This is a genomic window from Imperialibacter sp. (assembly GCF_040222385.1).
Lineage (GTDB): Bacteria > Bacteroidota > Bacteroidia > Cytophagales > Cyclobacteriaceae > Imperialibacter.
Window position 1 is genome coordinate 99,471 of record NZ_JAVKDF010000056.1, and the last position, 25,258, is coordinate 124,728.

Sequence of the window (25,258 nt, forward strand, 5' to 3'; positions counted from 1 at the left end):
CCCCTACCTCATAATTCTATGATGTTGTTTTTGATGGCGTACTTCACCAGATCGGCATTGGAAGTAAAACCCAGCTTGTCGAAAATCGCCTTTTTATGATGCTCAATGGTTTTTTTGCTGATGTGCAAGTGGTCTTCAATTTCCCTGAAACTCATGCCATTGGCAAAGCAGCGGAGCACCTCCAGCTCCCGCTCAGTCAGCGTTTCACTATCGGGCTGCAGGTGCAACTGCGAAACGTATTGCTGAAAAATGCCCTGTGCAAGCCCCTCCGGAAAGTAGAACTGCCCCTGATCCACCTTTCTAACTGCATCGAGCACCTCCGTTTTCGGGGCGCTTTTGGGCACAAAGCCTTTTCCGCCAGCTTTCAGGCTCTGTTCAATATAGGCCTGTCCCTCATTTCCTGAGAGAAAGATGATCTTAAGTTTTGGGTATTCCTTCAACAACTGCCTGCTGAGGTCAATACCCGATTGCTGGGGCAGGCCGATGTCCATCAGTAAGATGTCCGCCTCGTGCTGGCTCAGCAACTGACGCAGCTCCCTGGGCGAGGAGGCTGCCGCCAGCACTTCCACGTCGGACTGCATTTTCAGAAAGAGCGACAAACCGTCCCTGAACAGCTCGTGGTCGTCGATCATCAGTAGTCGAATCTTTCCTGACGTCATCAGGCAGCTTTCTTAAGTTGTTTGCCAGTCATGCGGATTGTGAACGTTGTGCCCTTTCCCAACTCGCTGGTCAGCGAAAGTACGCCTCCCAGCTTCTCTATCATTTCTTTCACTAAAACAAGCCCCAGCCCTGTTCCCTTTTCTGTGGAATTGCCAATCGACTTTTTGTCCGATTCCAGAGTGAAAAGTTTATGGAAATCACCACTTGCTATCCCGATTCCTGAGTCTTCCACTTCTATGACCACATTGTTGTCAATAACATTGGCCCGCAGCCAGATGCTTCCCTCTACCGGGGTGAACTTGATAGCGTTAGAAAGAAGGTTACGTAAAACGGTTTGCAGGTACTCTTTGTCAGTCTCCAGGTGGATCGGCGCTTCTATTTCAATGTAAATGGTTTGACGCTTTACCTCCAGGTTGAGTTGAAAGAAACTCCTCAATTTTTCAGCCATGTCCCGCAGCTCAAATACTTCTGTTTTTAAGCTTCTTTCGGAAATTTGGTGCAACGACCATTCGAGCAGGTTTTTCATTTGATCCTCCAACGATTTGGCAGCGGTTTCCAGCTTTGTAAGATACCTTTTTATGTCATCGGGGCTAATCTGCTCATAGTATTGATTTAGGGTGCTGGTGACAGTGTGAAACGACGACAGCGGGCTTTTCAAGTCGTGGGAAACAATAGCAAACAGACGGTCTTTGACCTGATTCAGGCTTTGCAACTCCTTATTTTTAGCGTCCAGCATCCCGGCTGTCTTTTGTTTTAGCCGGTAGCGGCTGTAGAGGATTGCAGCAGCCAGCATGAGCAGGATAACTATGGCAATGAGGAACAACCTGAACAGTTTCGAGCGCTCTGCTTCAAGATCTTTGATGGTGTGGGCCTGCTCCAGTTTCAGAATTTTTTGCTCCTTGATCTCTCCCTGGTATTTTTTCTCAAGATCCAGCACCAGATTCTTTCTTTCTAACTCGTCGAAATGCACTTTGGAATCCATATACTTCCTCATATGGACGTATGCGGCACCCATGTTTCCTTTCACAGAATCGGCAATAGCCTGCGAAAGATATACGCCTGTAACCGCCCTGTAATCGCCATGATTGGGCACAAGCAAAAAAACGGAGTCGAGGTACTGGTAAGCAAGGGCCGCTTTTTTCTGTTGAAGGTAGATCTCTGCTAAATTTTTGCACACATTGATCAACTCAAAACCTCTCTGCAGTTCTTTTTCCAGCCGAAGCGCCCTTAGGGCATAGAATTCAGCCTTTTTGAGGTCAAGCAGTCGCAGGTAGCTTATTGACAGATTGTTGTAGCAGGTGGCAAGGTTTCTGTTGTCTGGCAAACTATCAAGGTGCTGCAGGTTTATTAATTCATACATCAAAGCAGAATCAAGCTCGTTTCTGTCTCTGTAAATATTACTGATATTAGTAAGAGTTGTGGACAGGCTGGTGAACTGCCTGTATTGTATTTTCGCATCTAGCGATTTTTTGTAGTAGTAGAGTGCTTCCTCAGTTGACCCAAGGTCAGTAAGCACCAGCCCCAGGTTGTTATAGGTTGACGTAATGCCAGGGTCTTGATGCCTCTCCCGGATTTCCAGTGCTTTTTTATGAAACTCAAAGGCTTTTTCATACTGGCTCAGGAAATAGTGAGCAACTCCCATGTTGTTGTAGTTTTTTGAAAGGTTCTCGTCGTCCTGTAGCCTGCTGAATATCTCTGATGACCTGGTAAAGTATTGAATGGCGGTGTCATAATTCGATTTGAAATAGTAGGCATTGCCCATGTAGTTATAGGCCTTTCCTTTGATGCTATCGTTGCTGGCGGCAAAATAGGGGGGTAAAAGCATAATTGCCGAGTCGGGCTGGGACCGGAGCATGCTGAATATTTTTTCAAGCGGGTAAAGGGGTATGTCCTGGTTCGCTTTCGGGCTTTGCGAAAAACTGCTGTGAAACACAAAAAGCAGCAACACACAGGCACCCCGGTTATATCGACTGATAAAGTTGGTATACATGTGAGTTGATGGTCTATTAATGCTCTAAAATATCCAAAATAAACAATCGATCAATACACTGTCTCCATTAAATCATTCCTCTAGCCGGTGGCTATCGAGCCCCGGCTATGGACAAGACTTTTTTAATCGTAAATTCAGCTCGTGAGGTAGTTTCAAAAAAGACTGAACGCCATCATTGCTTAGTTGAAGTTTTAGTCCCGAAAAAGGGTTTCAATCGGATAATCAAGAGTAGTATGAAAATACTTGTCACATACGGAAGCACGAGCGCAAAACAGGGGGTGGTTGTTTTCGCCTTTTTATTACTTGTAAACTGCAACATTTTTGCACAAGCAAATTCTCAACCCTTTCCCTGGCCCGATGGCAAGCAAGCCGCCGTTAGCCTGACCTTCGACGACGCCCGTGCCAGTCAGGTAACTGGGGGCACAGCGCTGTTGGACGCATACGGAGTGAAGGCCACTTTTTACGTGGTGCCCTCAGCAGTAAAAGACCAATTGGAAGGCTGGAAAAAGGCGGTGGCCTCGGGTCATGAAATAGGCAACCATTCTCTGAATCATCCCTGCTCCGGCAATTTTGTGTGGTCTCGTTCCAAAGCCCTGGAAGAGTATACGCTGGAGAAAATGGGGGCGGAGCTCATAGAGGCGAACAAGCAAATCAAAGAGATGCTTGGCGTCGACTGCAAGGTATTTGCTTACCCCTGTGGCCAAACTTTCGTTGGCAGGGGCGAGGGCACCCAAAGCTATGTGCCCATAGTGGCAAAAATGTTTGATAACAGCCGGGGCTGGATGGACGAAGCGGCTAATGACCCTTCCTACGTTGACTTTGCACAGCTCACAGGTGTGGAGAGCGACGGCAAAGATTTCGATAAAATACTTTCATTGATCGAACAGGCCAAAAGATCGGGCCAATGGCTGGTACTGGCCGGGCACGAGATGGGGGAGGGTGGAGACCAAACCACCAGACTCAAGATGCTGGAAGAGCTGATGAAATATGCCGCTAACCCCGCTAACGGTATTTGGCTGGCACCGGTGGGCACAGTGGCCAACTATGTGGCCGCTAAGCGATAGTATCCGCAAAAAAAATACCTAACCAGCCCAGCTGCTGACCGGGCTGATTAGGGCTCCCTTTTTAATTACATCGTGTAATTAATCTTCAAAAAACCGGACAATTCCGGTTTCTACGTCGTACATACCACCAACTATACCAATATCTCCTTTGTCGAGCATGTCTTTCAAAATGGGGCTTCTATCCTTTACATTCTTCATTGTCATTCTCACATTCATCGCAGCCACATTTTCCACGAATTCGGAATTGCCTGAATTTCTGTTCTCCGCAGGTTCTTTAACAGCGTCTGCAGCAGGCTTGAGTTTGCTCATGAGCGCAGTCAGGTTGCCCATGGTCACATTATCGCAAACGCCTTTGATGGCTCCGCATTTGCTATGGCCCAGTACCACAACGAGCTTTGATCCTGCTATTTTGCAGGCAAACTCCATGCTGCCCAATATGTCTTCGTTGACAAAGTTGCCTGCTATCCGCACGCTGAAGATGTCGCCCAGCCCCTGGTCGAAGACCAACTCTGCCGACACCCGGGAGTCGATACAGCTTAATATTACTGCAAAAGGCCACTGCCCCTCACTGGTGTCGTTCACCTGCTCCAGCAGGTTGCGGTTGGCTTTGAGGTTATTTTGAAATCGTTGATTTCCTTCTTTGAGAAAGGCCAGCGCTTTTGCTGGCGTCATTGTGCTTTGGGTTTCTTTTGTATGTGCTTTCACAGTGTTTTACCTGTTAGTGTTAATTAAATATATGTGGTGCCTCAGTGTAGCACCTGAAGCAAATCAAAATCAGTCAAATTGGTCACCTGGTCGGCGACCCCCGGAAACCTGATACCTTTGAAGCATGTTACTTAAATTGCCAGCTATGGAGGCACTTTAAGTGATGCGTTTTGCAGAGGATAAAGGTAATCTGATGTCGCTACAAATTTTAGAAAACTGCCAGAGAGGCGGCGAGCAGAAGTAATTGAGGAGGAGGTGATATTACCTCGAAATGCAAATTTGCTTTTATGAACATGTTGTAGAAAAACTGCTGACCACGTCGCAAAAATAGCTCTGGGTAAAGGTCAAACTGGTGTGCTGCGAAAAACTTTTCTACTTCTTCGCTACTGTCATCAGCTTTCTCTTCTTCGCCACTTTCGGTTCCTCCCAATTCTGCTAATTCGATGTCCTCCAGTAGAGCACTGTTGTTGTCGAAAACAAACAAGACAAATTGGGCCTCAGTCGCTATGAAAAGGCTTAGCAAAGTAATCGCTAGTATTTTAAACAGAAATCTCATTTCGACCGCCACTTAGAATTAGTGAACATGGTCAAAAATAATGATAATTTGAAATTCAACCCTACCAATATGGTGTTGCTTTTAGTTCTAATCAAATTTTAATTGGTAGGCTCCTTACGAAAGAAGTGCCCTTGGCTCAGCAATGATGTCTGACAGCACCTCATTGGCCTTCACAATGAACTCAGTGCGCTTGGTTACCTGACCGACTGGTAGGGGGAGCACAATGTAGACTGTGATGATGGCTCCGTCAGCCTGTAGCTGCATTTTTGGGGTCGATTTGTCCTTTACAACCGCCTTTGCCAGTTCATCAATTTTGTCCATTCTTGCCTGGATATCGGCCGGGATGGTTTTGATGGGGAACTTTACCGTATGCATTACCCTGTTTTTCCCCATGTTGATAATGGCTTTGCTGAGCAGTGTATTGTTCGGTACTTTAATGAAATCTATGGCTCCGGGATTCTGTAAAGTCACGAAGAAAGTGCCGATGCGTTCTACAGTGCCTGCCTCATCCCCAATTTTCACATAGTCACCTATGCGAAAGGGATGTTTGGTGAGAATAATAAACCACGCAAAATAGGAGTTAATGACGTCCCGAACGGCAAAGGCTACGCCCGTGGTGATAAGGCCCAGAAAAATGGTGATGTTTTCAATTTCCAGCCCCATTCTCCAGAACACCACCGCTGCTACGAGAAGGTACAGTGTGGTCGAGTAGATTTTTGTGAAAAGAATTCGTTGTTCGATGTCTACCTCATCGTCATTGAACCGAAAGACCCTGTTTTCGGTAAACCTCAATATGATAGTTACGGTAATCAGTGCACCCACGGCCCACAACACCACGTCCAACAGCTTGTCGAGGTAGCTTGGAATGGTGATGTATCGTTCACTATCAGCCCATTTTAGGCCTTCTTCAATGCCTAGAAAAATGAGCAGGAAGAAGATTCGGCGCAGCAGTCGAAAATTCCTTAGTTTCTTAAAATCCACAAATCGTTTGGCCATGGGGTGATGTGTTGATGGCGGTGCAAATCTATAGAAGAACTTGGGTTATTTAAAGGAAAGAAACCGACCAGTTCGGCACATCGAAATATCGCACAAGCATTTACTTCACAATCTTCCTGGGAATTGCCGCCGGCAACCTGCTGAGCATTTCGTTGTTGATCAGCTGGGTCACGTTCGTAAAAGAGCTGATATTGATGGTGTTGTTGTTCTGCCGGCCTACGAGCACCACTTCGTCGCCCACTTCTACGCCAGGTATATGGGATACATCTACCATAAACAGGTTCATGTTGATCAGGCCCACTATCGGGGCTTTTTTCCCGTGAATGAGCACCTGTCCCCGGTTCGAGAGCGCCCTGGGGTAGCCGTTGGAATAACCTAAAGGCATTACTGCTATTTTCATTTTCTGTGTTGCCTGATAGGAAGTGCCATATCCGATAAACTCGCCGGGGTCAACATCCCTCACGTCCATTACATCAGTTTTCCAATTGAAAATCCTTTTCAGGGCTCCATCGGACGGCTTGCCTGTTTCCTGCAAGTGGGTGTAGTAAATATCCGGACTGGGCCAAAAACCATACTGAGCCACGCCAATCCTCACCATGTCATATACAGTGTCGGGCATGGCCAATGCAGCCGCAGAGCAGGCAATGTGCCGGTATTCGGGCATTGCACCTTTTTGCTTGCACTCCTTAAGGAAGTCTTTGTACCGTTTGTGTTGCGAAGTGATTTTGAACTGGTTGGAGAAACTCTCGGCACCACCAAAGTGTGTACACAGGCCTGTGAATTCAATATGCTGGGCATTCTTTTTCAAAAAGGTCAGTGTTTTAGGAAATTCTTTGGCGTTCATACCGGTTCTGTTGGCACCCGTTTCCACTTCAACATGCACCCGTGCTTGCTTACCAACCTTCCTGGCTGTTTCCAACACTAATGGGAGCCTGGCATAGTTGAAAACAAAAAATTCAATATCGTTTTCAATGGCCCATTCAATGTCCTGATCGTACAGTATGCCCATAATCATGATACCTCCCTTTTCCGACTTGGCTGCCAATACTTCCTCGGCTTCAAAAGCTGATGCTGTTGCAAAGTGGTCGACACCAGCCTTCTCCGCCATTTTTACAAACTGGGCGATGCCGTGGCCATAAGCGTTGGCTTTCACCACTGAGGAAATCCTCACATCAGGCCCAATTTTCTTTCTGATGAAATTGATGTTTTTCACCAGAGAAGACTGGCTGAGCTCTATTCTTGACGAGTGCCTTACCATAGTTTAGTTTGTTGATTCCAGACGTATGATTTTCCCCAGCTTTCTTTAGCCAGAGTCTCTGCTTTGCTAATTTCCTCTTTAGGCACCAGGCTTAACCAGCTTTTCACATCCAGGGCACTGTAGTGGAAGGCGTACACTCTGGCAGTGAACTGGTGAAAAGGCAGTGATGATTCCCCTGGCTTCTCGCCGTTTCCAAACACCGTGGGTTTAATTCCCTGGCCCCAATCCTGACGCCCCTCATTGTTGGGGTTAAGGAAGTAGGCTCTCATTTCTCCTTTTTTGTTTTTGTCTACACGGAGCAGCGAGATGGCATGAAGCCCCACCATCACTCCTTTGTTGGTAGTGAGAAAAATGCCTACGGGGTTAGGGTACACCATTTGGTGCTGACCGTTGAAGTCGGGGTGGAAAGCAGCGTAAAAGATTTTGACAAAACCTGCATAGTCAACGATCGAATTGCTCGGGTAGTCATAACACGAAGCAAAGCCCACGTGCACCCACTGCCCATACATGGCCGGGTTTACCCATTTGTGCGGATCTTCACCACGAAATGACGAACGCTTCATCATCTCATTGTAAATTTTATCCAAATGAGGCACAAGCACTACCGACACCACATCAAGGTTGTGATCCAGGTTGTCAAGCAGCCCTTTCCCCAGCTGGTTAGAGGTCAGGTCCTGGTTTTCAAAGCGCATGATGAGGTCATTTTGGGTCGCCACAGTAATGATCATATCGATGAGCATTGCCGGAGCGTGTTGACTCCACATGCTGATGCCCCTGGCCGATTGGCAGGTAGGGTTGTTGCCCTGCCCCACGCCAAGGTGCTGACCCAGCACTTTAATGGTGCCGCCTATCAGGTACTGTAGCACAGTTACATCAGCGTCTTTGTTGATCAGCGACTTGCTGATCCGCTTCTCCACCATGCTGTGGATTTTGACTTTGCGGAGGTTTTCGAGCCCCACCCTAACAGGCCGCCTTGAAAACAAGCTTTTCCCCAGCATTCGGGCTAAGCCATAAATGCACTGGCAATTGTCGGGGCTGACTGTTTCGTTGATCAGGGTGGAAATCAACCCATGAAATTTCTCCCACTCGGCCACTCCACGGTCGTTGAGGTGGAGGCAAACAGGAACCAGGTCTTCATAGTCAGCAACGAGCTTTTTGAGTAGCAGAGAGTGGTAGCCACTCACCAGGCCAGTGGCGTTCATATGGTCGCCCATGGCTCTGGCCTCCCTTTCCAAAGTGGCCACGCTGCTTTCCGAAAGGAAATGCTCGTAATCCTTGAGGCTGGCATTGTTTCTTGCTCCTTCTGAAGGAGCATAGATAGCGTTGATGTACAGCCGAACCGACCGATCCGTTTCGGAGTCTCCTGTGGTATCGAAACGCTCGTTAACCAATCGGATGAGCTCTCTGGCTTTGCGGGTCATGATGGGCCGTTGAGCGCAGATGAGTCGGATTTCCTCGGCGAGCTTTTCATACACGCCCTGCAGGTCGATTTCTGAGACGATGAAGCCGAAGAGATTGAACGCCTTTTTCAACTCTCTCACAGGCATGGCCAAACGGGTTTCTTCCGAAACGTCCTGGTGAGCAAACTCAAGGTTGTGCACCATCACCTCTTCCAAAAAGCTTTGAGCGTCTTTCTGCGCTATCTTGTCGCTTTTTTCAATGCCGGTTGCAAAAGCTAACAGCCGCAGCTCAGAGAGAATCTCAAAGCTGGAGGTAGGGTGGCCGACTTTCAGGGTGCCCTTCACCAGCAGAGGAATGAGCTTGTCGGGCTCGCTCCATACTGTGTTGTTGAAAATGCCCGCACGGTCGAGCTCACCGATTTTTTGAAGCAGGTAGACCAGCCCATTCCTGGATTGACTGAGTATATCTACCTGACTTGCCAGCTTGGCAGCTTTCTCCTGCTTGGTTAACTCAATTGACTCTTTAAACTCTTCTAAACTCTTTTCAAAATTTTGAAATATCCTGTCGGATGCTATTTCCATAAGGGTGGTTTACCTTCGCTTATACATAAAAATCGACTTTCTGATAATGCTTTAAAAGCTCTGTCATACGGTCGGGGTCTTCTCCCTTGAAGTTGATAGTTCCAAAGTGATTGCCAAATCCTCCACGGTCGCCACTGATTTTCTGACCTTCGTAGGGCGGCACCAGGCTGTGCTCAATGAAGTAAGGGTCGTTGTTGAGCTCTTCGGGTATTTCAAGTTTCGAGAACTGACGCTTGTGAGGATATATCATCACATTACCGTGGTAGTACTTCGGTTTAAAGCCCTTTGGAGGGAAGATAGCATCCAGCTCTTCGTCGGTTGCATTAGGATCGTGCGAAACCACAAAAGCTGCCAGAGCGTCGAACTCGTACGACTTAGAGCAAAGCTCAAGTATGTGTCCGCCGGGAATTCTACAGGCAGTTTCTCCAAAATTCAGCTCATCGTTTTCGGTAAGGAACCATTCGGGATGTACCATACCAAACTCAATACCGAAAATATCGACCATTTTCTGCACCTGTTTGTGGATCAACTCACGCTTGGTTTCCAAAAAGTTGCCTTCGGGAATAAAATTAGAATACCCGAGTTTCACATACTCGGTGATATTGAGGAACCTGATTTTGCCTTTATGGATAAATGCTTCACAGGAAAACTCCCTGCCTGGCAAGTGACTCTCAGCAAGACATGGGAAATCGCCATCTTCGCATTCTTCGTCTATTTGAGCCATTGATTTCAACAGGCGGTGGCCAACAGTACCGGCCGAGGCAAAGGGCTTGATATGTACCCAGCTATCCTCTTCACCTTCCAGCTGCAGATTCGCTTCGTTCAGTCGTCTCATAAAGGCTTTCACTCCGTCTTTGCTATACACCTCTTCAAACAGACCAACCCTCAGTCCTCCAATAAGGGCTTTGCGCTTCATAATGGCCTTGTTTCGAAAAAGAAAAGCCAGGTTAAGTACCCTGGGGTCATTTCTGTAAATTGAATTCAGTGCTCCGGCCCATTCTACTGTTTCCTCGTAAAGCGGAACAGCCACGTCAGCGTTATATGGTTTTAGCTTTTCAACAAGATCCAGGGAATTGGAGGTGTCGCTCCACTCATCTAGCTGGTAGGGAACAAATGGTATGTTATGTTCGGCTGCATATGGTTCGAAATCCGGAAATGACACCACTACATAGGGCTTTCCTAATTTTTGCATACTTTCTATTACAGGCAGACTCCAGCCCATCAGTGCGAAACATTTTGCCATAATCGTGTTGGTTTAAAAGGTGAAAAATTCAAAATGGATGCGGAAAGGACAGAGGCGGCTTGCAAGTGGGAGCGGAAGCTGATCGACTGTCTGATAAAGGCATACATGTCCTCTCTTAGATTGATGCATCTATAAGAACAAGAGGATACAGGCCACTATCGTTCAAAAAAATTTGAATTCATTGAAATAAGTCAATGATGTGTTATAATAGTTACATTTAAAGCATAGTTCGGATGCACAAGCAGAAAAAGACTCCACACAGGAAGTCTCTTTCGCCAAACAACTATTAAACAAACTTTTATGCTGCCGTGCGGAACTGCCCTACGTAATAGTGGAGTTGAGTAGAGCCCGCTTGCATTGCAGGGGCAAATGCAACCTGCTGCTATTTGTTGGCTTTGTAGTGCAGGCCAAACCAAATAAGCCTTGTGACAACAAAAATAAGCATGCCGTAGATGCTGGTGATGCTTGACACCTTCAGCCCACCTGCCAGCATGGCTTGCGATACCTCTCCAATTTGCTCGATTGCCTGGAAGGCCATGAACATTCCAATGAGTTGACCAAGCACTCCAGTGACAAGGGCCAGTAGTCCAAAGAACTTTACATAGTCCAGCCTCCTTTTGACTTCGTCACCTTTCAACCCTTTGGAGAAGATATCTGAGGCAGAAAGCCCGCTGAAGATCAATGCAGCAAGAAACATTAGCGTAAGAACTGACATGAATTCTATTCCGCCCATCCAAAATAATTCAAACATAGTTGTAAAGATTTAAGGGTTTAAAAAAACATCCAGGGCAATCTTACGGTTTTTAGCCAGGCAAAATGAGCAAAGTAGACGGAGTTGCCGACGATGTCGGTGGACAACCACTTTTCGGGGGGATTCTACATTTTTGGTAAAATACCTGCCGAAAATGACATTTCGTCGACTTTCACGGTAAGATTTAGAATTTATCGGCATTTTGCAGCAATGATAAGCGATTATCTCAACAAGTTGGTTTATTCAAAAGGAGGAAGAGTGCTGGCCCACGTGGTCTTCTGGTGGCTCTCCCTTGCTTTCCTGATGGTTTATTTTGCCAGAATAAGTAGCAACTATGGCTTCTCTCTGCGCTTTGCGTGCCTCATGTTGCCGGTGGCGATGGGCACCACTTACTTCATTAATTACAACCTTGTACCTAAGTACCTCCTTACGAGAAGCTACGGCAAGTTCATGTTGTATTTTTTGTACACACTTATTGTGTCGATGTATTTCCAGATGTGGGTAATTGCGCTCACCTATATCTCCATCGCTGAGTACAACTATGAGAAACTAGGGCCGGTAGCCGGGGATTTCATTTTTCAGCCGGTAGGTCTTTATTCTATCGTACTGTTGGGTGTCGCTCTTAAGTTGCTGCGACTTTGGATGAAAGCTGAGCGAGAAAGGGCCGAATTGAAAAGTGCCAGCCTCGAAGCAGCGCTGAAGCTGAAGGAAGCAGAACTGCAGTTGCTCAAGGGTCAAATACACCCTCACTTTTTATTTAACACCCTCAATAACCTCTACGGTTTGGCATTGGAGAAGTCGGATGTTCTCCCTGTTAGCATCCTGCGCCTTTCCGAACTGCTCGACTTTCTTCTGTACAGAAGCAATAAGCCATTGGTGCCGCTGGCCGACGAGATTAAGTTAATGAAGGATTACATTGCGCTTGAAGAGCTCAGGTTTGAAGAAAGGCTTCGACTTGAGCTGGATATTCAGGCCAACGGGAATGACTGTAGTATCGCACCTTTTCTTCTTTTTCCTTTTGTGGAGAACGCATTCAAGCATGGTTTTATGCAGGACGATCAGCAGCTTTTTCTATCCATTTCAATCCATACAAAAGGTGAGCGGCTTTACCTCACAGTGGCCAATTCATTCTCAAAAAACGAGAAGGAATCGGGGCAGCTTGGCGGGGTGGGGCTGTCAAATGTGAGGAAACGTTTGGAGTTGCTGTACCCTGGCAGCCACGAGCTCAGAATTGAGAACAATGAGCAGCACTTTATTGTAAACCTGGAACTTGACTTAAAGACAAAAGATGATGTCGGAAGCGACTCGTAAATGCATTATTGTTGATGATGAGCCGATTGCCATTCGGGTGATCAGAGGCTATCTGCTGCAAATTGGTGGCTTCGAAATTGTGGCTGAGTGCCGTACGGCCACGGAGGCATTTCAGCTTTTGCGCAGCCATTCCATCGACCTCATTTTCCTCGATATTCAAATGCCTAAGCTCACCGGCCTCGATTTCCTGAAGGCCCTTCAGCACCGACCGAAGGTGATTTTGGTCACCGCCTACCGGGAATACGCCATTGAAGGGTTTGACCTGGACGTGGTGGATTACCTGCTCAAGCCGGTTTCTCTGGAACGGTTCATGAAGGCAATAGATAAATTTTATCAGTTGACGGAAGGCAACACAAAAGCGCACACAGTGGCCTCTCAAATACCAGCCTCGATACTGGTAAAATCAGATAGAAAAACTGTGAAAATAGTGCTGGACGACATTCTTTACATTGAAAGCTATAGCGACTACATAAAGATTTTCACAGCTGACGAGACCATTATCACCAAAGAACGAATCAGTCATATTGAAGAAAGCCTGCCTGGCAGTTTTATCAGAACGCATCGCTCGTTCGTGGTCAACAGTGCACAGATAAAGTCGTTCACCAATGAGCACGTTAATGTTGCAGGCAAAGAAATACCGATCAGTCGGAGCTACAAGGAAGAAGTGCTCTCAAGGTTCCAAAGCCGTTAGCCTCTCTCGGTTCCCCCGTTAGCTTGTTTAGTTGGTTTTGATCTCTTCGAAGTCGTCCTGGCTGGCTCCCACTGAGAAATGCCGGAAATTGTAGGTGAAAGAAAGCATCACATAGCGGTTAAGCACATTCGACTGGGTATCCTCAATGTAAATTTCGGATATATTTCTTCGGATATTGTTGTTCTGCTTCAGGATGTCGTACACATTCAAACTTACTTCACCAAGCTTGTTTTTGAACAACTTTTTACCCACACTCATGTTCCAAAGAGTGAAGCTGTTGTCGAAACCGGCAGAAAGCCCTGCGTTGATTTGATGCCTCACGTCTGTTCTGAACGTGAAGCCGTTTCCGAAGATCATGTTGTAGTTGAGCCTGGTAGTTTGAGTGAAGAAGTTATTGTTGAGCGCCGGCCGCAGGCTGTTCTCCACCACATTGTATCTCGACCAGGTGGCCACCCTGAAGTCGATATTTTCACTGATGTTGCTGCTTAGCGAAAAGCCAAGCCTATAGTTCCACGAGTTGGCCAGGTTGAGCTCGTTGTTGATGAGGCCCGGCCTGCTTGTGTAGTTAACGCCACCATTGAAGTTGATATTTGATTTAATCAATGAGAAGGGCTGGCCATAACTCAGGTATGACCTGAATTCCTTGTACCCATCCAGGTTAACCGGGCTTATAAGCTGAGAGCCTTTTTCAAGCACCACCCCTTCACCAACGGTAGTTTGTTCTTCGGCAATAAAGGTGCTGGTTCCGATATAGTTCCCGGTGAGCTCGGTGTGGGCATAAACAAACATCGACCTGTTCGTTTCGGGGTTATTTGATCTGATCCTGGTCCTTATTCTGTTGGTATAAGTTTGGTTAAGATCTACATTTCCTGTGCGAAGTTGAAGCGGGTTTGAGTTGTCAATAACGTCCTGTAGCTGTCCTATTTGTGGTTCCCTGGTCCAGGTGCGGTAATCTAATTCGATATTGGTATTGTCCGTAAATTTGTAGCGAAGCCGGGACGATGGCAGCACGCTGTTGAAGCGTCGGTTGAGCGTGTATTCCCTTGGGAACTGCTGGTCATTCTTTAGCTTGGCATCCTGATATTCCACTTCTACCTGGGCAGTAAGTTTTTTTAGTGTGTACTGGTAGCCCAGCTCTGTTTCTTGCGTAAAGTAACTGTTGTCGAAGGTGTTGCTCAGCGCCTGGTCGAGTAGGGTGTAGTCATCAAACTGCTCCGAAAAGTCGTACAGTCTTCTGTCAGAATCATTGATTCTGTCTCCCATTGTATGTTCCAGTTCAATCCGTCCGTTGGCACCGACGGGCTCAGTATAGGAAGCGTTGACCCTCCAGTCGTGCCCCCTTCGGTTCCACTCAATATTTTGCTTAAGCAACTCACTGCTGTCAGCCGACTGGTAGAAAATATTTTCGGCCAGTCTGTACCTGTCATCGGTGTTGATATGAAAGCCGTTTCGGAGGTTGATGGTGAACGCCCTGCCCTTTTTTTCAAATTGATGGTTGTACATCAGGTTATTGAAGTAGTCTAAATCGAAAAGATCGAATGAAGAGCTGTTTTCGGTTTGATTCAAAGGGCCAAAGTCGGTTGTGGTACGGCCCAGGAAGTTGGAATTGCGGATGTTGTTGCCGAAGGAAGCAGATGGCCGCCAGATGATCCTGTTGTTGTCGTTGATCTTGTAGTCAACTTTCATAAACACCCTGTGTTCGGCGTTTGTGGCATTGTTGTAGCTGCTTTCTGAGTAAACCTGCCCTGAGTCGGACGGGAGCACATATTCTCTGAATCTGGTTTGGGTGGTTTCATCCTGCCTGTGGTTGTACAAGTAGCTGCCACTTACCTCCAGCGACTTTGCCCATGTATCCGCAAAGTTTACTGCGATAGCATTGTTATTGATGATACCATCCTGTGTCCTGCTGTCGGCACTTGCATTGGGGCTTGCCGAATAGTTGAGAATATTGATGTTGTTACTCAGGCCTGAGATAGTTACCCGACGGTCGCCATTGAACATATTGAGATTAGCGCCTGCCATGTACCGTTGATCAGTACCGGCTCCCACCGACGTTTTTCCAAACTGTCCTCTTCTGCGATTGGGTTTCGTAATGATATTAATGGTCTTTATTCTTTCGCCATCGTCGAACCCCGTTAGCTCGCTCTGATCGCTCTTTTTGTCAAACACCTGAATACTTTCTATAACGGAGGCTGGCAAACTTTGCAAGGCTGCCTGCACGTCCCCACCAAAGAATGGCTTCCCATCGATAAGAATTCGTTGAACATTTTCGCCCTGGGCTTGCATCACGCCATCCACCATAGCAATGCCCGGCATCTTTTGCACCAGGTCTTCAGCGCTGGCGTCGGGTACTGTTTTGAAAGCCACGGCATTGAAAACGGACGTATCTCCTTTCTGCTCACTCATCATCGCCTGAGCGGTGACTTTTACTTCTTCAAGCGTAGTGGTTTCTTCTTCGAGTAAAATGTCTCCAAAGGAAATATCCTTTGCACCGACTGTTACATTTTTTATCACCGTCTGATAACCTATGTATTGAAACTGAAATCTGTAGCTACCCGGTTCTACTTTTTCCAGGTTGAATTTTCCTTCGAGATCAGTTACCACACCCATTGAGGCTGGGGGAGAGCTTAGTTTTTCACCCAGCACGGTGGCACCAGGTAGACCGGAGTAATCGTTGGCTCCTTTTATTGTTCCCGAAATGGAGACCGTTTGGCCATGGGCTGCAACAAACGAAAACAATAGGGACGTAACGGCAAGAAGTCTTAACATCAAGTAGTTATGCTAGTAGTATAGAAACAGGAAATAAGTGAATCAATGCTTTGATAACTATTCTTCAAAGTCATTATTTAGGACACGTTTAAGCTATTGAGTATATGATGTAGCTATTTTCTGTCGGCCAAATTCAGTGCCCGATAGAGTGTGTAACCAGGCTATAAAAGTAGGCTCCACATTAGAATAGTGAAATTGTAATTTTTTAAAATGCTATTTCACCGGTTGAATGGTACGGAGTTGTTAAAAATTGTCACGAAATGCTGCCAGGTGAAACACTGGAGTTCTTTATGCGGTTAGTCGTGCCCAATGGATGGAATAGCCACGCCTTACAGTTACTTTGCCCAGTTGCACTCACGTATGGGCCACAAACATAAAATGGGAGGGAAGGGAAGAAGGGAAAAAAGCCGGATGGAGAAGAGCTTTATCCGTTAAAAGGAAAAAGGAGAGCTTATTGCTCCCCTTCTTTTTGCAGGTAAGTAACCAGTTTGTCACATAATGCATTCATTTCTTGAGACATAAACTCGTCTCCGGTCGCATTGAGCACGCTCTGCGCCATGCCGCCGATGCAGTCTATATAGAAACGTTTCATGTCGGGCACTTCCATATCTTTCGTCCATAAATCGATGCGGAGCGTGTTTTTTTGGTCGGCATCCCACAAGGCCAGGGCTATGGCGTTGGTTTCGCTGAGCTCTTCACCCGCCTTTTCGTCGGCATCCCAGATTATTTTCTCCGGGACACGGTTTTCGTCCATTTCAACAGTAAAACGTATTTCTGACTTGTTCATTAATGCTTTATTATTCAGGTAAACTATTCTTAAAGTCCTCGTAGGAGGCTGGCGCAAGAGGAGTGGTGTCGCAGCCCAGCTCGGTCGCTTTGGCATTGATGTCTTCCACTCTTGACGCAGGATCTGGGTGTGTGCTAAGAAACTTCGGTGTTTTGCCAGCCTGATCGCTATCGATTAGTTTTTGAAAGAAGCTATAGGCGCCATTGCAGGCGTATTTGCCCTCAGCCAGGTAAATCACAGAATATTCATCCGCATCTTCTTCATTGTCACGGCTAAAGGCTAGTGCCGTAGCATTTCCAGCAAGTCCAGCAACAATTTCACCAAGTTGAGAAGGGTTACTTCCAACCAGAATGCTTAAAATCAAATTAGCCCCATAAAGCTTTTGCATCTGCTGCATGCTGTGTCGTCTGTCTGCGTGGGCTAACTCATGCCCCATTACGCCAGCCAAATCATCTTCCTGTTCAAGGTATTTGATAAGGCCTGTGTATACATAAATATATCCACCAGGGGTGGCGAATGCATTGAGGACTTCATCATCATGAATAATGTGGATTTTCCATGCAAATTTGTCTTTATATACCAACTTTCCGCTGTTCAATATTTCGTCAGTAATTCCCTGGAGGTAGGTGTAAGCCTCGGCATACTCTGTTTCGTCCAGAATCGGATATTCAGTTGGGTTGGCGGCTATTTCTTCACTTACCTGTAACCCAAGGTCAATATCATTTTGGACAGGAAGAAGCACGAACGGTTTATTTTCGTCGTCTTTCTTACACGATACAAAAGCGATTACTATCGCCGCAAACCAAAGTTTGTTAAGAATTTTCATATGTTATGTTTAATTAATCCTCATTTCAGGAATCTCACCTTCTACAATAAGCTTGCCAGCAGTCGAAGCTTTTATTTCTTCTACGCTTACGCCTGGTGCCCTTTCCAGTAACTTGAACCCCCCTTCTGGCAGTACTTCGAGCACGGCGAGGTCGCTTACTATTTTCTTCACACACCGAATGCCCGTCAAAGGTAGTGTACACTCCTTTAATAATTTCGATTGGCCGTCTTTGCTTTTGTGTTGCATGGCCACAATAATGTTTTCGGCCGAGGCCACCAGGTCCATCGCACCACCCATTCCTTTCACCATTTTGCCTGGTATTTTCCAGTTGGCAATGTCACCATTTTCTGACACCTCCATAGCGCCCAAAATAGTCAGATGTATATGCCCCCCACGGATCATAGCAAAGCTGTCGGCCGAATTAAAAAGAGAAGAGCCAGGGATCATAGACACCGTTTGTTTACCGGCATTGATCAGGTCGGCATCTACTTCATCTTCAGTAGGGAAGGGGCCAATGCCCAGTAGGCCATTTTCCGATTGCAGCACCACATCGATGCCGTCAGGAAGATAGTTTGCCACCAGGGTAGGGATGCCTATGCCCAGGTTGATGTACATGCCATCCTTTACCTCCTGGGCTATTCTTTTGGCGATGGCTATCTTGTCTAATCCCATTGGTTGAATATTTAAATGGCTACAATTATGCCTGGCGAATTGTTCTTTGCTCGATGCGCTTTTCGTAGTTCATACCCTGGAAAATCCGCTGAACGAAAACTCCCGGCGTATGAATGTCGTTGGGGTTGAGTGTGCCGGCTGGTACCAACTCTTCTACCTCAGCTATTGTAATTCGACCAGCTGTTGCCATCATGGGGTTAAAATTCCTTGCGGTGCCCTTAAAGATCAAATTGCCTGCAGTGTCTCCTTTCCAGGCTTTCACCAGCGAAAAGTCTGCTTTCAACCAGGCTTCCAATAAATACTTTTTTCCGTCGAATTCCCTTACTTCTTTGCCTTCAGCCACTTCGGTGCCGTAACCGGCCGGTGTAAAAAAGGCTGGAATGCCAGCGCCTCCTGCTCTTATTCTTTCAGCTAGCGTACCCTGAGGGACCAGGTCTACCTCGAGTTCACCACTCAGTAGCTGCCGCTCAAACTCTCCATTTTCTCCGACATACGAGGAAATCATTTTTTTGACCTGCCTAGTTTTTAGTAGCAACCCAATCCCAAAATCATCAACACCGGCGTTGTTTGAAATACATGTCAGGTTTTTTACTCCGCTTGAAAGTAAAGCAGATATGCAATTTTCGGGAATACCACAGAGTCCGAAGCCCCCCAGCATTAGCACCGAGCCGTTCTGGATGTCGGCTACTGCTTCATCGGCATTTTTCACAACTTTGCTAACCATAGATGCATTATTTAAGCTGTTTCAACACGCTAATTGCTTGCTCCTTGTCAACGATCAATTGCTGCTTGAGCATTTCCAGGCTATCGAACCGCTGGTCCTTTCTCAGAAGCGCTACAAAGTTTACCCGGATTCGTTCTCCGTAGATTGACTGATCAAAGTTAAAAATATTTACCTCAATAGTTTTGGGTGAGGCTTGCAGCGTGGGTCTGTTGCCTATGTAAAGCATCCCATCAAAACTCTTTCCTTTGAAATCAACCGTCACGGCATAAATGCCATCGGCGGGGATCAGTTTAAAGCTTTCTTCAATGTGCAAATTAGCGGTGGGAAAACCCAAACCTGTCCCTATGTTGTCGCCCTCTACCACTTTGCCTTCGAGCATATAGTGATAACCAAGAAACTCGTTGGCATGTTCAATATTGCCTTCCATGAGTGCTTTGCGAACCTTGGTTGAGCTTATGCCAATATGGTCAATGTCCTGCCGGGGTATTTCTTCTACTTCAAAGCCGTACTGAGAAGCATTTTCCTGTAAGTATTCGAAGCTTCCTTCACGGTTTTTGCCAAACTTGTGGTCGTAGCCAATAATGAGCTTTTTGGTGCCAATCGCATCTACCAGCACTTGCCTGATGAACGCATCACCAGTTAGCTCTGAGAACTCTTTTGTAAATGGGATCTTAACGAGAAAGTCGATGCCCGATTTTCTGAACAACTCCTCTTTTTCTTTCCAGGTAGAAAGAAGTTTGAGTGTGGATGCATCGCCTAATATGAACTTTGGATGAGGCCAGAAGGTGATAACAACAGATTTACCATTGTGAATGCTGGCTTGTTCGCATACCTGTTGCAAAATAGCCTTATGTCCTACATGCACGCCATCGAAAGTGCCGGCGGTAACAACCATGTAGCCATCATGATCAAGCCTTGCAATGCCCTCAACTACTTTCATTTCCTGGCTTTGATGTAAAAATATTGCTGAACTCTTCCATGGTAAAAGCATCTTCAACCTGATAATCACCTATAGAGTTCCTTCGAAGGGCAGACATATAGGCACCCACACCAATTTTTTCACCTATGTCTCTCACCAGACTTCGGATATAGGTGCCCTTCGAGCACTCTACAACAAACTCCACTTCCGGAAGATTTATGCGCAACATCTGCAGTGAGTAAATAGTTACTTCACGTGCTTTCAGTTCAAGTGTTTCATTTTTTCGGGCACTTTCGTAGGCTCGTTTACCGTCCACCTTGATGGCAGAATAGATCGGCGGCACTTGCTGAATAACTCCCTGAAAGGTGTCGAGAACCCCAGCTACCTGCTCTGATGACAGATGGCTTGTGTCTGTCTCACTGTCAAAAGCGGTTTCCAGATCGACGCTTGGGGTCGTTTTGCCCAGCACCAGCGTGCAAGTGTACTTCTTTCTTTGTTCCTGAATCTGGTTGATGGTTTTAGTGGCTTTGCCTGTGCAGATGATCAGCAGGCCTGTAGCCAGAGGATCGAGCGTTCCTGCATGGCCCACTTTCTTTATCCTGATTGTGTTGCGAACTTTCTTTACAACATCAAAAGAGGTCCATTCTTTAGGTTTATCTATACCGATGGTCTCTCCAGCCTCAAAGTCGTAATGCTTCTTTCCTTTCACAGGCTAACAAATATGGCAACAAGACCTACAATAAGGCAGTAAACAGAGAAATAGATCAGTTTGCCTTTCCTTACTATGCTAATCATCCATTGGCAGGCTGCCATGCCTGAAACAAAAGCAGCCAGGAAGCCTAGTGATAAGGCAGTAGCACTAACCTGGCTGGCAATTTCTGGAGTCTTCAAGAAATCAAGCAGTTTAAGGAAAGCAGCTCCCAGGATTGGTACCAACACCATAAGGAAGCTGAACCTGGTCACAACATCCTTTTTGATGCCCAGCAACAGCCCAGTGGAGATAGTGGCACCTGATCTTGAAATACCAGGAAGAATAGCAATGGCCTGAGCGATGCCTACAGCGAACGCCTTGGGAAAAGTTAGCTCTCCTTCATTGTTCTTTTTAAAGTGGGTGAAAGCCAACAGCGCCGCTGTTACTATCAACATTGACCCGACCAGCATGATTCGGCCACCAAAGAAGGATTCGACCTGATCTTCAAAAAAAACGCCTACGATACCTACCGGAATGATGGATAAGGCTATTTGAAAAACGAATTTGGTGGAGTCGTTCCATTGAAACTTAAACAACTCAACGATGAGTTGTAGAATGTCCTTTCTGTAGATGACAATCGTGCTTAGTGCAGTTGCGGCATGTACAACAATGGAGAACAGGAGGTTGTCTTCAGATTGTATGCCGAAGATGGCGGTTCCGATTTCAATATGGCCGCTGCTGCTAACCGGCAAAAACTCGGTTAGTCCCTGAACGATGCCAAGGACAATGGCTTCCCATACGTTCATTTACTCTCTTTGGGCTGATAAAAAATCGCAAAAAATTCGATAATGAAGCCGGCGAGCACGGTAAGGGGGCCAAGTGTTAACCCGGCAAACCCGAAACCATAAGGCTCAGTATCGAGTGTCATGATAATAAAGCCAAGACACAATACTAATACCCCGGCAATCATGATGATGTAGTTGATCTTCTGGAATGGAAACTTTTCTTTGTTGCTCATTTCTTCAATATAATTCGTCCAAAGACATTTTCAGATATTTGTTGATAGCTCTGTAAGTGCTGCCGAAGCCTACCAGCATGCCCACCAGCAGCAGGCTACCGAAAAGAATCATTACCTCGTCCGTTCGTTGCAAATCTGCCAGGTTTTCGATTTTTGAATTGGCATATTTCAAAAGCACAAAAAGACCGACACTGGCAATAATGGCAGATAGCAAGCCATAAAACGTGGCTCTCATAAGAAACGGTTTTTGAATAAAGCCGGCAGTAGCACCTACCAGTTGCATACTTCTGATGAGGAAGCGCTGCGAGAAAAGTGCCAGCTTAATAGTGTTGTTAATCAGAATGATGACGACCAACAACAGGATAGCCGAGAAGCCAATAAGCACAAGACCTATCTTGGTCAGGTTTTTATTGATGCTTTCAACCAGGTTGTCGAGGTACACAACCTCAAACACACCCCTTATGCTTTCCAATTCGCTTTTTATCTGGGCGAGTTTTTCAGTGGACTGATAATCAGGGGTTATCTTAAGGATAATTAAGTCTCTGAGTGGGTTATCGCCGATGAATTGAGTGAAGTCTTCGCCGGTTTCTTTAATAAATTCTTTGGCAGCTTCTTCTTTGGAGATTAAAACTACCTGGCTCCCTTCTTTTTTGGCTACATAGTCTTTATCGGCGAGCGTTTTCTGTAGCTGTATTTTTTCTGATTCAGTGACGTTTTTATTCAGGTAAACTTGCACCTCAATATTGTCCTGAATAAAACGGGTAAGGTTGTTTGTCAGCAGGAAAAAAACACCAAACAGGCCCAGGACAAACAAGGCAAGAGATATGCTGAATACTACGCTTACGAAAGGGTAGCTGCCGAGTTTTTTCTTTTTTCTGACTTTCTTCTCGTATGTAGCCATTTGAGCTTTACCGGGGAAAAGTCAAAAATAGTAATTTGCAGCTACTTATAGGGCAGGAAGGGAAATAAAAAGGCGCTTTAATTAAGCGCCTTGTTATCTCTGAAAATCTTCAACTCGCTCAGAAGATCTTCGTTGGTGACTTTTTCAAGTGTGCTGATCTTCTTGGTTGGGTAGCTTAGCTTGTAGTAAACATCCTGATGGAACAGGTAAATCCGCTTACCATCTTTGCTATTGATTTCCAATATTTCGTAAGGAATTTCCTCGAAGTTGCCATACAAATAAAGCCTCTCTTCGTAGAATTGGTACTGAAGTTTGTTGCTGTTGCCAGCCTCAGATTTGACCTCAATATCTATTGGCTTGTTAATTTCAATAGGGTCGCTTTCAGCCAGAGCATCTTCTTTGCCAACTGCTTCAACCTCAAACTCCACATCAGTTTCAAACTCAGCAACTGTTGGTTTTTCAAATGTGGGAGTAATTTCTTCGGCGGCAGGTACCGCAACGTCCGGTATATCTTCAGCAGCTGTTGCACTGGAGGTTGAAGTAACAGATGCAAACTGCTGCTTATGTTCAACGGGCTTGGCTGGTGTTTCAACAGAAGGAAGCTCTTTAAATGCTATGTCGGGTGCAGTTTTATCTTGCTCGAAAGAAGTGATTGGGTTCATTTGCCCAATTTCAGGGGCAGGGTTAACAGCCTCTTCACTAAAGTAGTACATGCCTCCCACCAGCAGGATAGCAGTGCCTACAGTTGCAGCCACTTTCACCACAGCGGACTGGCCAAGGGTGCCCAACACGCCAACTTCTAACGGAACATTGTCCAGCCTGGTCTTTAGTTCGGCCTTACGGAATTCTTTCAAACCGGAAACCATGTCGCTCTGAGTTTTCATTTCAGCTCTAAGCGAGACATCTGAGGCAAGTTTAGATTCCAGGACTGCTTTGTTGCCATCGGAGATGGTTCCTGTCAGGTACTGCTCAATAAGTTCTTTAAAGTCCGTGTTACTCATTCTTAGTCGAGAAAGTCTTCTTCTTTATACCTACTTCTGATCAATAGATCAAGTCGTTTCATGCATTTGTATTTTTTGGTCTTTGCTGTGTCTGTGTTCGCAAACTGAAGTTTCTCTGCTATATCATTCATCGACATACCGTCGAAATAATAATAAGTTAGCAGCTTTTTGCAAATATCCCCAAGATCGCCAATGCATTCCTGAATAATACGTGCCTTTTCTTCTGCATCATGCTCTTGAAATTCCTCTCCATCTTTCTCTTCATTTGAAAGCCGACTTTTCCTGTCCAGCTCTTTTCTCCATTGATTGAGACAGATACTGTACAAAAAAGTACTGATTTTGGAGGTCATCACAAGATTTCCACTCACAGCCTTTTGCCAAAAAACGATCAAAGCCTCCTGAAATACATCCTTCGCCTCTTCCTCTGTACCATTGTTCGACAAGACGATCTTCGTCATCATCCTGTAGTACTTCTTATACAAGTAGTCCAGAGCCGTCTCGTCACCCTTGCTTATTTTTGCAAGAATCTCGTCATCTTTCATTGGCGGCTTTTGCTTTAATACTGAAATAGCTGGTCAAGTAACCCCCCGGATTTATATTAACAAATTGTAAAGTTATAAAATGTAAATTAATGCTTTTCATTGAATGGTAATTACGGAAGTGGGAGTTACTGCAAAAACTTTGTCGAGTTGCCCTGGGGAAATAGCAACGTACCCCGTAAAATTGCCGAATGCAGGCATCAGAGCTCCTTTTTCCCCAAAATAAAAACAAGGGATTCGTACACCTTGCCTTGCCTTTCCTTTGAGGCTGATACCGGGGTGGAGGTGTCCAGCAAGATTGTATCCGTTAGCGTTTTCGGTTGGGTGATGACTCATAAAAAAGGGTGCTAGCAGAAGTTCATCCACCACGGTTACATTAATTTTTTTGTAATTGACAGTTTCGATAATATCATGATTGCCCAAAGTCAGTGTGATTTTGAGGTTTTGGTACCGGCTTCTCCAATCACTGAATGCTTCCCACTCATTGTTTTTGTCGCTGTGAAAAAGGTCCCCCAGCATGATGAGTCGCTTTGGTTGATACTTGTTCAGCAAGAGGTCTAGCCTGTCCAAATCCTCAGCATGAATTTTGGATGAGATGGGTATGCCCGCTTTTCGGAAATGCCCAGCCTTGCCGAGATGAAGATCGGAAACAATGAGGCACTCCTGCTCCTTCCAGAAAATGGATTTATGAATCGAAAGTACCAGAGATTGTTCAAGTAGGGTGAACTCCAATGAATCCTTCACTTATTGTTTATTCCTGTGGCAGCCAGGTTTGGGTTCTGTAGAGAAAGTAGAGATAGCCTCTGATTTTTAGTTCATCACCTTCCCTCCATATTTTACATTTGTAGATATTCCCATTTTCAGGATCCATTATTTCACCACCGTCCAACTCACTTCCTTCTTTTTCCATATCGGTGATGATATTCATTCCTATTATTTTTTTGCCCTTTCTGTAGTCTTCACATTCGTCACATACAGGATCTTGTTCTTCACCAGGTTCCCTGAAAAGCTTAACGATTTTACCGAAATACTTCCCCTCGCTCTCATATATCTCCACTATTGACCTCTTTTTGCCAGTGTTGTCATCAATGGTTACCCACTGGCCAGTTATTGACTGCGCTTGAGAGAGGTAGGAACAAAGCAAAAGGGTAATAAAGACAAGGGTTCGCATAATGAGTGATGATGTTTGCTTAAATATAAGGAA

At 45.8% G+C, this 25,258-nt stretch carries 26 protein-coding genes; 3 read left to right on the forward strand and 23 right to left on the reverse strand.

The genetic code is table 11. From position 1 onward, the window contains the following. Positions 1-8: 8 nt before the first annotated feature. Both RIG68_RS26130 and RIG68_RS26135 read right to left on the reverse strand, forming a co-directional pair. Complete coding sequence (locus RIG68_RS26130) at positions 9-659, reverse strand: response regulator transcription factor (RefSeq protein ID WP_350129474.1); 651 nt, start codon at positions 657-659, stop codon at positions 9-11. After that, positions 659-2,650, reverse strand: a complete 1,992-nt coding sequence (locus tag RIG68_RS26135) for a tetratricopeptide repeat-containing sensor histidine kinase (protein WP_350129477.1) — start codon at positions 2,648-2,650, stop codon at positions 659-661. The genes RIG68_RS26130 and RIG68_RS26135 overlap by 1 nt, the downstream gene beginning before the upstream one ends. Before the next feature lie 233 nt (positions 2,651-2,883). Between RIG68_RS26135 and RIG68_RS26140 the strand changes: the two genes are divergently transcribed. Continuing rightward, the gene (locus RIG68_RS26140) at positions 2,884-3,714 is read left to right on the forward strand and encodes a polysaccharide deacetylase family protein (protein ID WP_350129480.1); all 831 of its coding nucleotides are present in this window, start codon (positions 2,884-2,886) and stop codon (positions 3,712-3,714) included. Between the two features lie 78 nt (positions 3,715-3,792). Here the strand turns inward: RIG68_RS26140 and RIG68_RS26145 are convergent, their stop codons facing one another. The 7 genes from RIG68_RS26145 to RIG68_RS26175 all read right to left on the reverse strand — a co-directional run bounded on the left by RIG68_RS26145 (position 3,793) and on the right by RIG68_RS26175 (position 11,205). Further along, complete coding sequence (locus RIG68_RS26145) at positions 3,793-4,419, reverse strand: carbonic anhydrase family protein (protein WP_350129483.1); 627 nt, start codon at positions 4,417-4,419, stop codon at positions 3,793-3,795. Positions 4,420-4,627: 208 nt separating this feature from the next. Beyond that, entirely contained in the window at positions 4,628-4,975 is a 348-nt protein-coding gene (locus tag RIG68_RS26150; protein WP_350129486.1) for a hypothetical protein, read from the reverse strand. A 114-nt stretch (positions 4,976-5,089) separates the two neighbouring features. After that, on the reverse strand, positions 5,090-5,971 hold the full coding sequence (locus tag RIG68_RS26155) for a mechanosensitive ion channel domain-containing protein (protein WP_350129489.1): 882 nt from the start codon (positions 5,969-5,971) through the stop codon (positions 5,090-5,092). Positions 5,972-6,071: 100 nt separating this feature from the next. Then, positions 6,072-7,229 carry an alanine racemase gene (gene alr, locus RIG68_RS26160; RefSeq protein ID WP_350129492.1) on the reverse strand — a complete coding sequence of 386 codons (1,158 nt, stop codon included), beginning with the start codon at positions 7,227-7,229 and terminating at the stop codon, positions 6,072-6,074. Further along, positions 7,223-9,211 carry a hypothetical protein gene (locus tag RIG68_RS26165; protein WP_350129495.1) on the reverse strand — a complete coding sequence of 663 codons (1,989 nt, stop codon included), beginning with the start codon at positions 9,209-9,211 and terminating at the stop codon, positions 7,223-7,225. Before RIG68_RS26165 ends, alr begins: the two co-directional genes overlap by 7 nt. Positions 9,212-9,230: 19 nt before the next feature. Continuing rightward, positions 9,231-10,454, reverse strand: coding sequence for an ATP-grasp domain-containing protein (locus RIG68_RS26170; protein WP_350129498.1), 1,224 nt, complete (start codon positions 10,452-10,454; stop codon positions 9,231-9,233). Positions 10,455-10,836: 382 nt separating this feature from the next. Next, complete coding sequence (locus RIG68_RS26175) at positions 10,837-11,205, reverse strand: MotA/TolQ/ExbB proton channel family protein (RefSeq protein WP_350075851.1); 369 nt, start codon at positions 11,203-11,205, stop codon at positions 10,837-10,839. A gap of 93 nt (positions 11,206-11,298) precedes the next feature. Here RIG68_RS26175 and RIG68_RS26180 point away from each other — a divergent pair, with 93 nt between their 5' ends. Both RIG68_RS26180 and RIG68_RS26185 read left to right on the forward strand, forming a co-directional pair. After that, on the forward strand, positions 11,299-12,516 hold the full coding sequence (locus RIG68_RS26180) for a sensor histidine kinase (protein ID WP_350129501.1): 1,218 nt from the start codon (positions 11,299-11,301) through the stop codon (positions 12,514-12,516). Next, complete coding sequence (locus tag RIG68_RS26185) at positions 12,494-13,207, forward strand: LytR/AlgR family response regulator transcription factor (protein ID WP_350129504.1); 714 nt, start codon at positions 12,494-12,496, stop codon at positions 13,205-13,207. Before RIG68_RS26180 ends, RIG68_RS26185 begins: the two co-directional genes overlap by 23 nt. Positions 13,208-13,234: 27 nt before the next feature. Here RIG68_RS26185 and RIG68_RS26190 read toward each other — a convergent pair whose 3' ends face one another. The 14 genes from RIG68_RS26190 to RIG68_RS26255 all read right to left on the reverse strand — a co-directional run bounded on the left by RIG68_RS26190 (position 13,235) and on the right by RIG68_RS26255 (position 25,225). Further along, positions 13,235-15,976, reverse strand: a complete 2,742-nt coding sequence (locus RIG68_RS26190) for an outer membrane beta-barrel protein (RefSeq protein ID WP_350129507.1) — start codon at positions 15,974-15,976, stop codon at positions 13,235-13,237. Positions 15,977-16,427: 451 nt separating this feature from the next. Next, positions 16,428-16,763, reverse strand: coding sequence for a gliding motility protein GldC (gene gldC / locus RIG68_RS26195; RefSeq protein ID WP_151997422.1), 336 nt, complete (start codon positions 16,761-16,763; stop codon positions 16,428-16,430). A gap of 10 nt (positions 16,764-16,773) precedes the next feature. After that, a complete protein-coding gene (locus RIG68_RS26200; RefSeq protein ID WP_350129510.1) occupies positions 16,774-17,589 on the reverse strand; it encodes a M48 family metalloprotease in 816 nt (271 codons plus the stop codon). Between the two features lie 9 nt (positions 17,590-17,598). Beyond that, positions 17,599-18,261, reverse strand: a complete 663-nt coding sequence (locus RIG68_RS26205; RefSeq protein WP_350129513.1) for a 3-oxoacid CoA-transferase subunit B — start codon at positions 18,259-18,261, stop codon at positions 17,599-17,601. A 25-nt stretch (positions 18,262-18,286) separates the two neighbouring features. Continuing rightward, positions 18,287-18,985 (reverse strand): CoA transferase subunit A, encoded by a 699-nt coding sequence (locus tag RIG68_RS26210; RefSeq protein ID WP_350129516.1) that lies wholly within the window; start codon positions 18,983-18,985, stop codon positions 18,287-18,289. A 7-nt stretch (positions 18,986-18,992) separates the two neighbouring features. Further along, positions 18,993-19,925 (reverse strand): bifunctional riboflavin kinase/FAD synthetase, encoded by a 933-nt coding sequence (locus tag RIG68_RS26215; protein WP_350129519.1) that lies wholly within the window; start codon positions 19,923-19,925, stop codon positions 18,993-18,995. Further along, positions 19,912-20,613: a tRNA pseudouridine(55) synthase TruB gene (gene truB, locus RIG68_RS26220; RefSeq protein WP_350129522.1), complete on the reverse strand. Its 702-nt coding sequence runs from the start codon at positions 20,611-20,613 to the stop codon at positions 19,912-19,914. Before truB ends, RIG68_RS26215 begins: the two co-directional genes overlap by 14 nt. Beyond that, positions 20,610-21,401, reverse strand: coding sequence for an undecaprenyl-diphosphate phosphatase (locus tag RIG68_RS26225; protein ID WP_350129525.1), 792 nt, complete (start codon positions 21,399-21,401; stop codon positions 20,610-20,612). Before RIG68_RS26225 ends, truB begins: the two co-directional genes overlap by 4 nt. Further along, positions 21,398-21,613, reverse strand: a complete 216-nt coding sequence (locus RIG68_RS26230; RefSeq protein ID WP_317492320.1) for a DUF3098 domain-containing protein — start codon at positions 21,611-21,613, stop codon at positions 21,398-21,400. The genes RIG68_RS26225 and RIG68_RS26230 overlap by 4 nt, the downstream gene beginning before the upstream one ends. A gap of 4 nt (positions 21,614-21,617) precedes the next feature. Continuing rightward, positions 21,618-22,514: a cell division protein FtsX gene (locus RIG68_RS26235; protein ID WP_350086507.1), complete on the reverse strand. Its 897-nt coding sequence runs from the start codon at positions 22,512-22,514 to the stop codon at positions 21,618-21,620. Positions 22,515-22,591: 77 nt separating this feature from the next. Beyond that, positions 22,592-23,515 (reverse strand): hypothetical protein, encoded by a 924-nt coding sequence (locus RIG68_RS26240; protein ID WP_350125247.1) that lies wholly within the window; start codon positions 23,513-23,515, stop codon positions 22,592-22,594. A 2-nt stretch (positions 23,516-23,517) separates the two neighbouring features. After that, on the reverse strand, positions 23,518-24,057 hold the full coding sequence (locus tag RIG68_RS26245) for an RNA polymerase sigma factor (protein ID WP_151997413.1): 540 nt from the start codon (positions 24,055-24,057) through the stop codon (positions 23,518-23,520). A gap of 96 nt (positions 24,058-24,153) precedes the next feature. Beyond that, complete coding sequence (pdeM, locus tag RIG68_RS26250; protein ID WP_350129528.1) at positions 24,154-24,798, reverse strand: ligase-associated DNA damage response endonuclease PdeM; 645 nt, start codon at positions 24,796-24,798, stop codon at positions 24,154-24,156. A gap of 7 nt (positions 24,799-24,805) precedes the next feature. After that, on the reverse strand, positions 24,806-25,225 hold the full coding sequence (locus RIG68_RS26255; protein WP_350129531.1) for a DUF2147 domain-containing protein: 420 nt from the start codon (positions 25,223-25,225) through the stop codon (positions 24,806-24,808). Positions 25,226-25,258 lie beyond the last annotated feature (33 nt).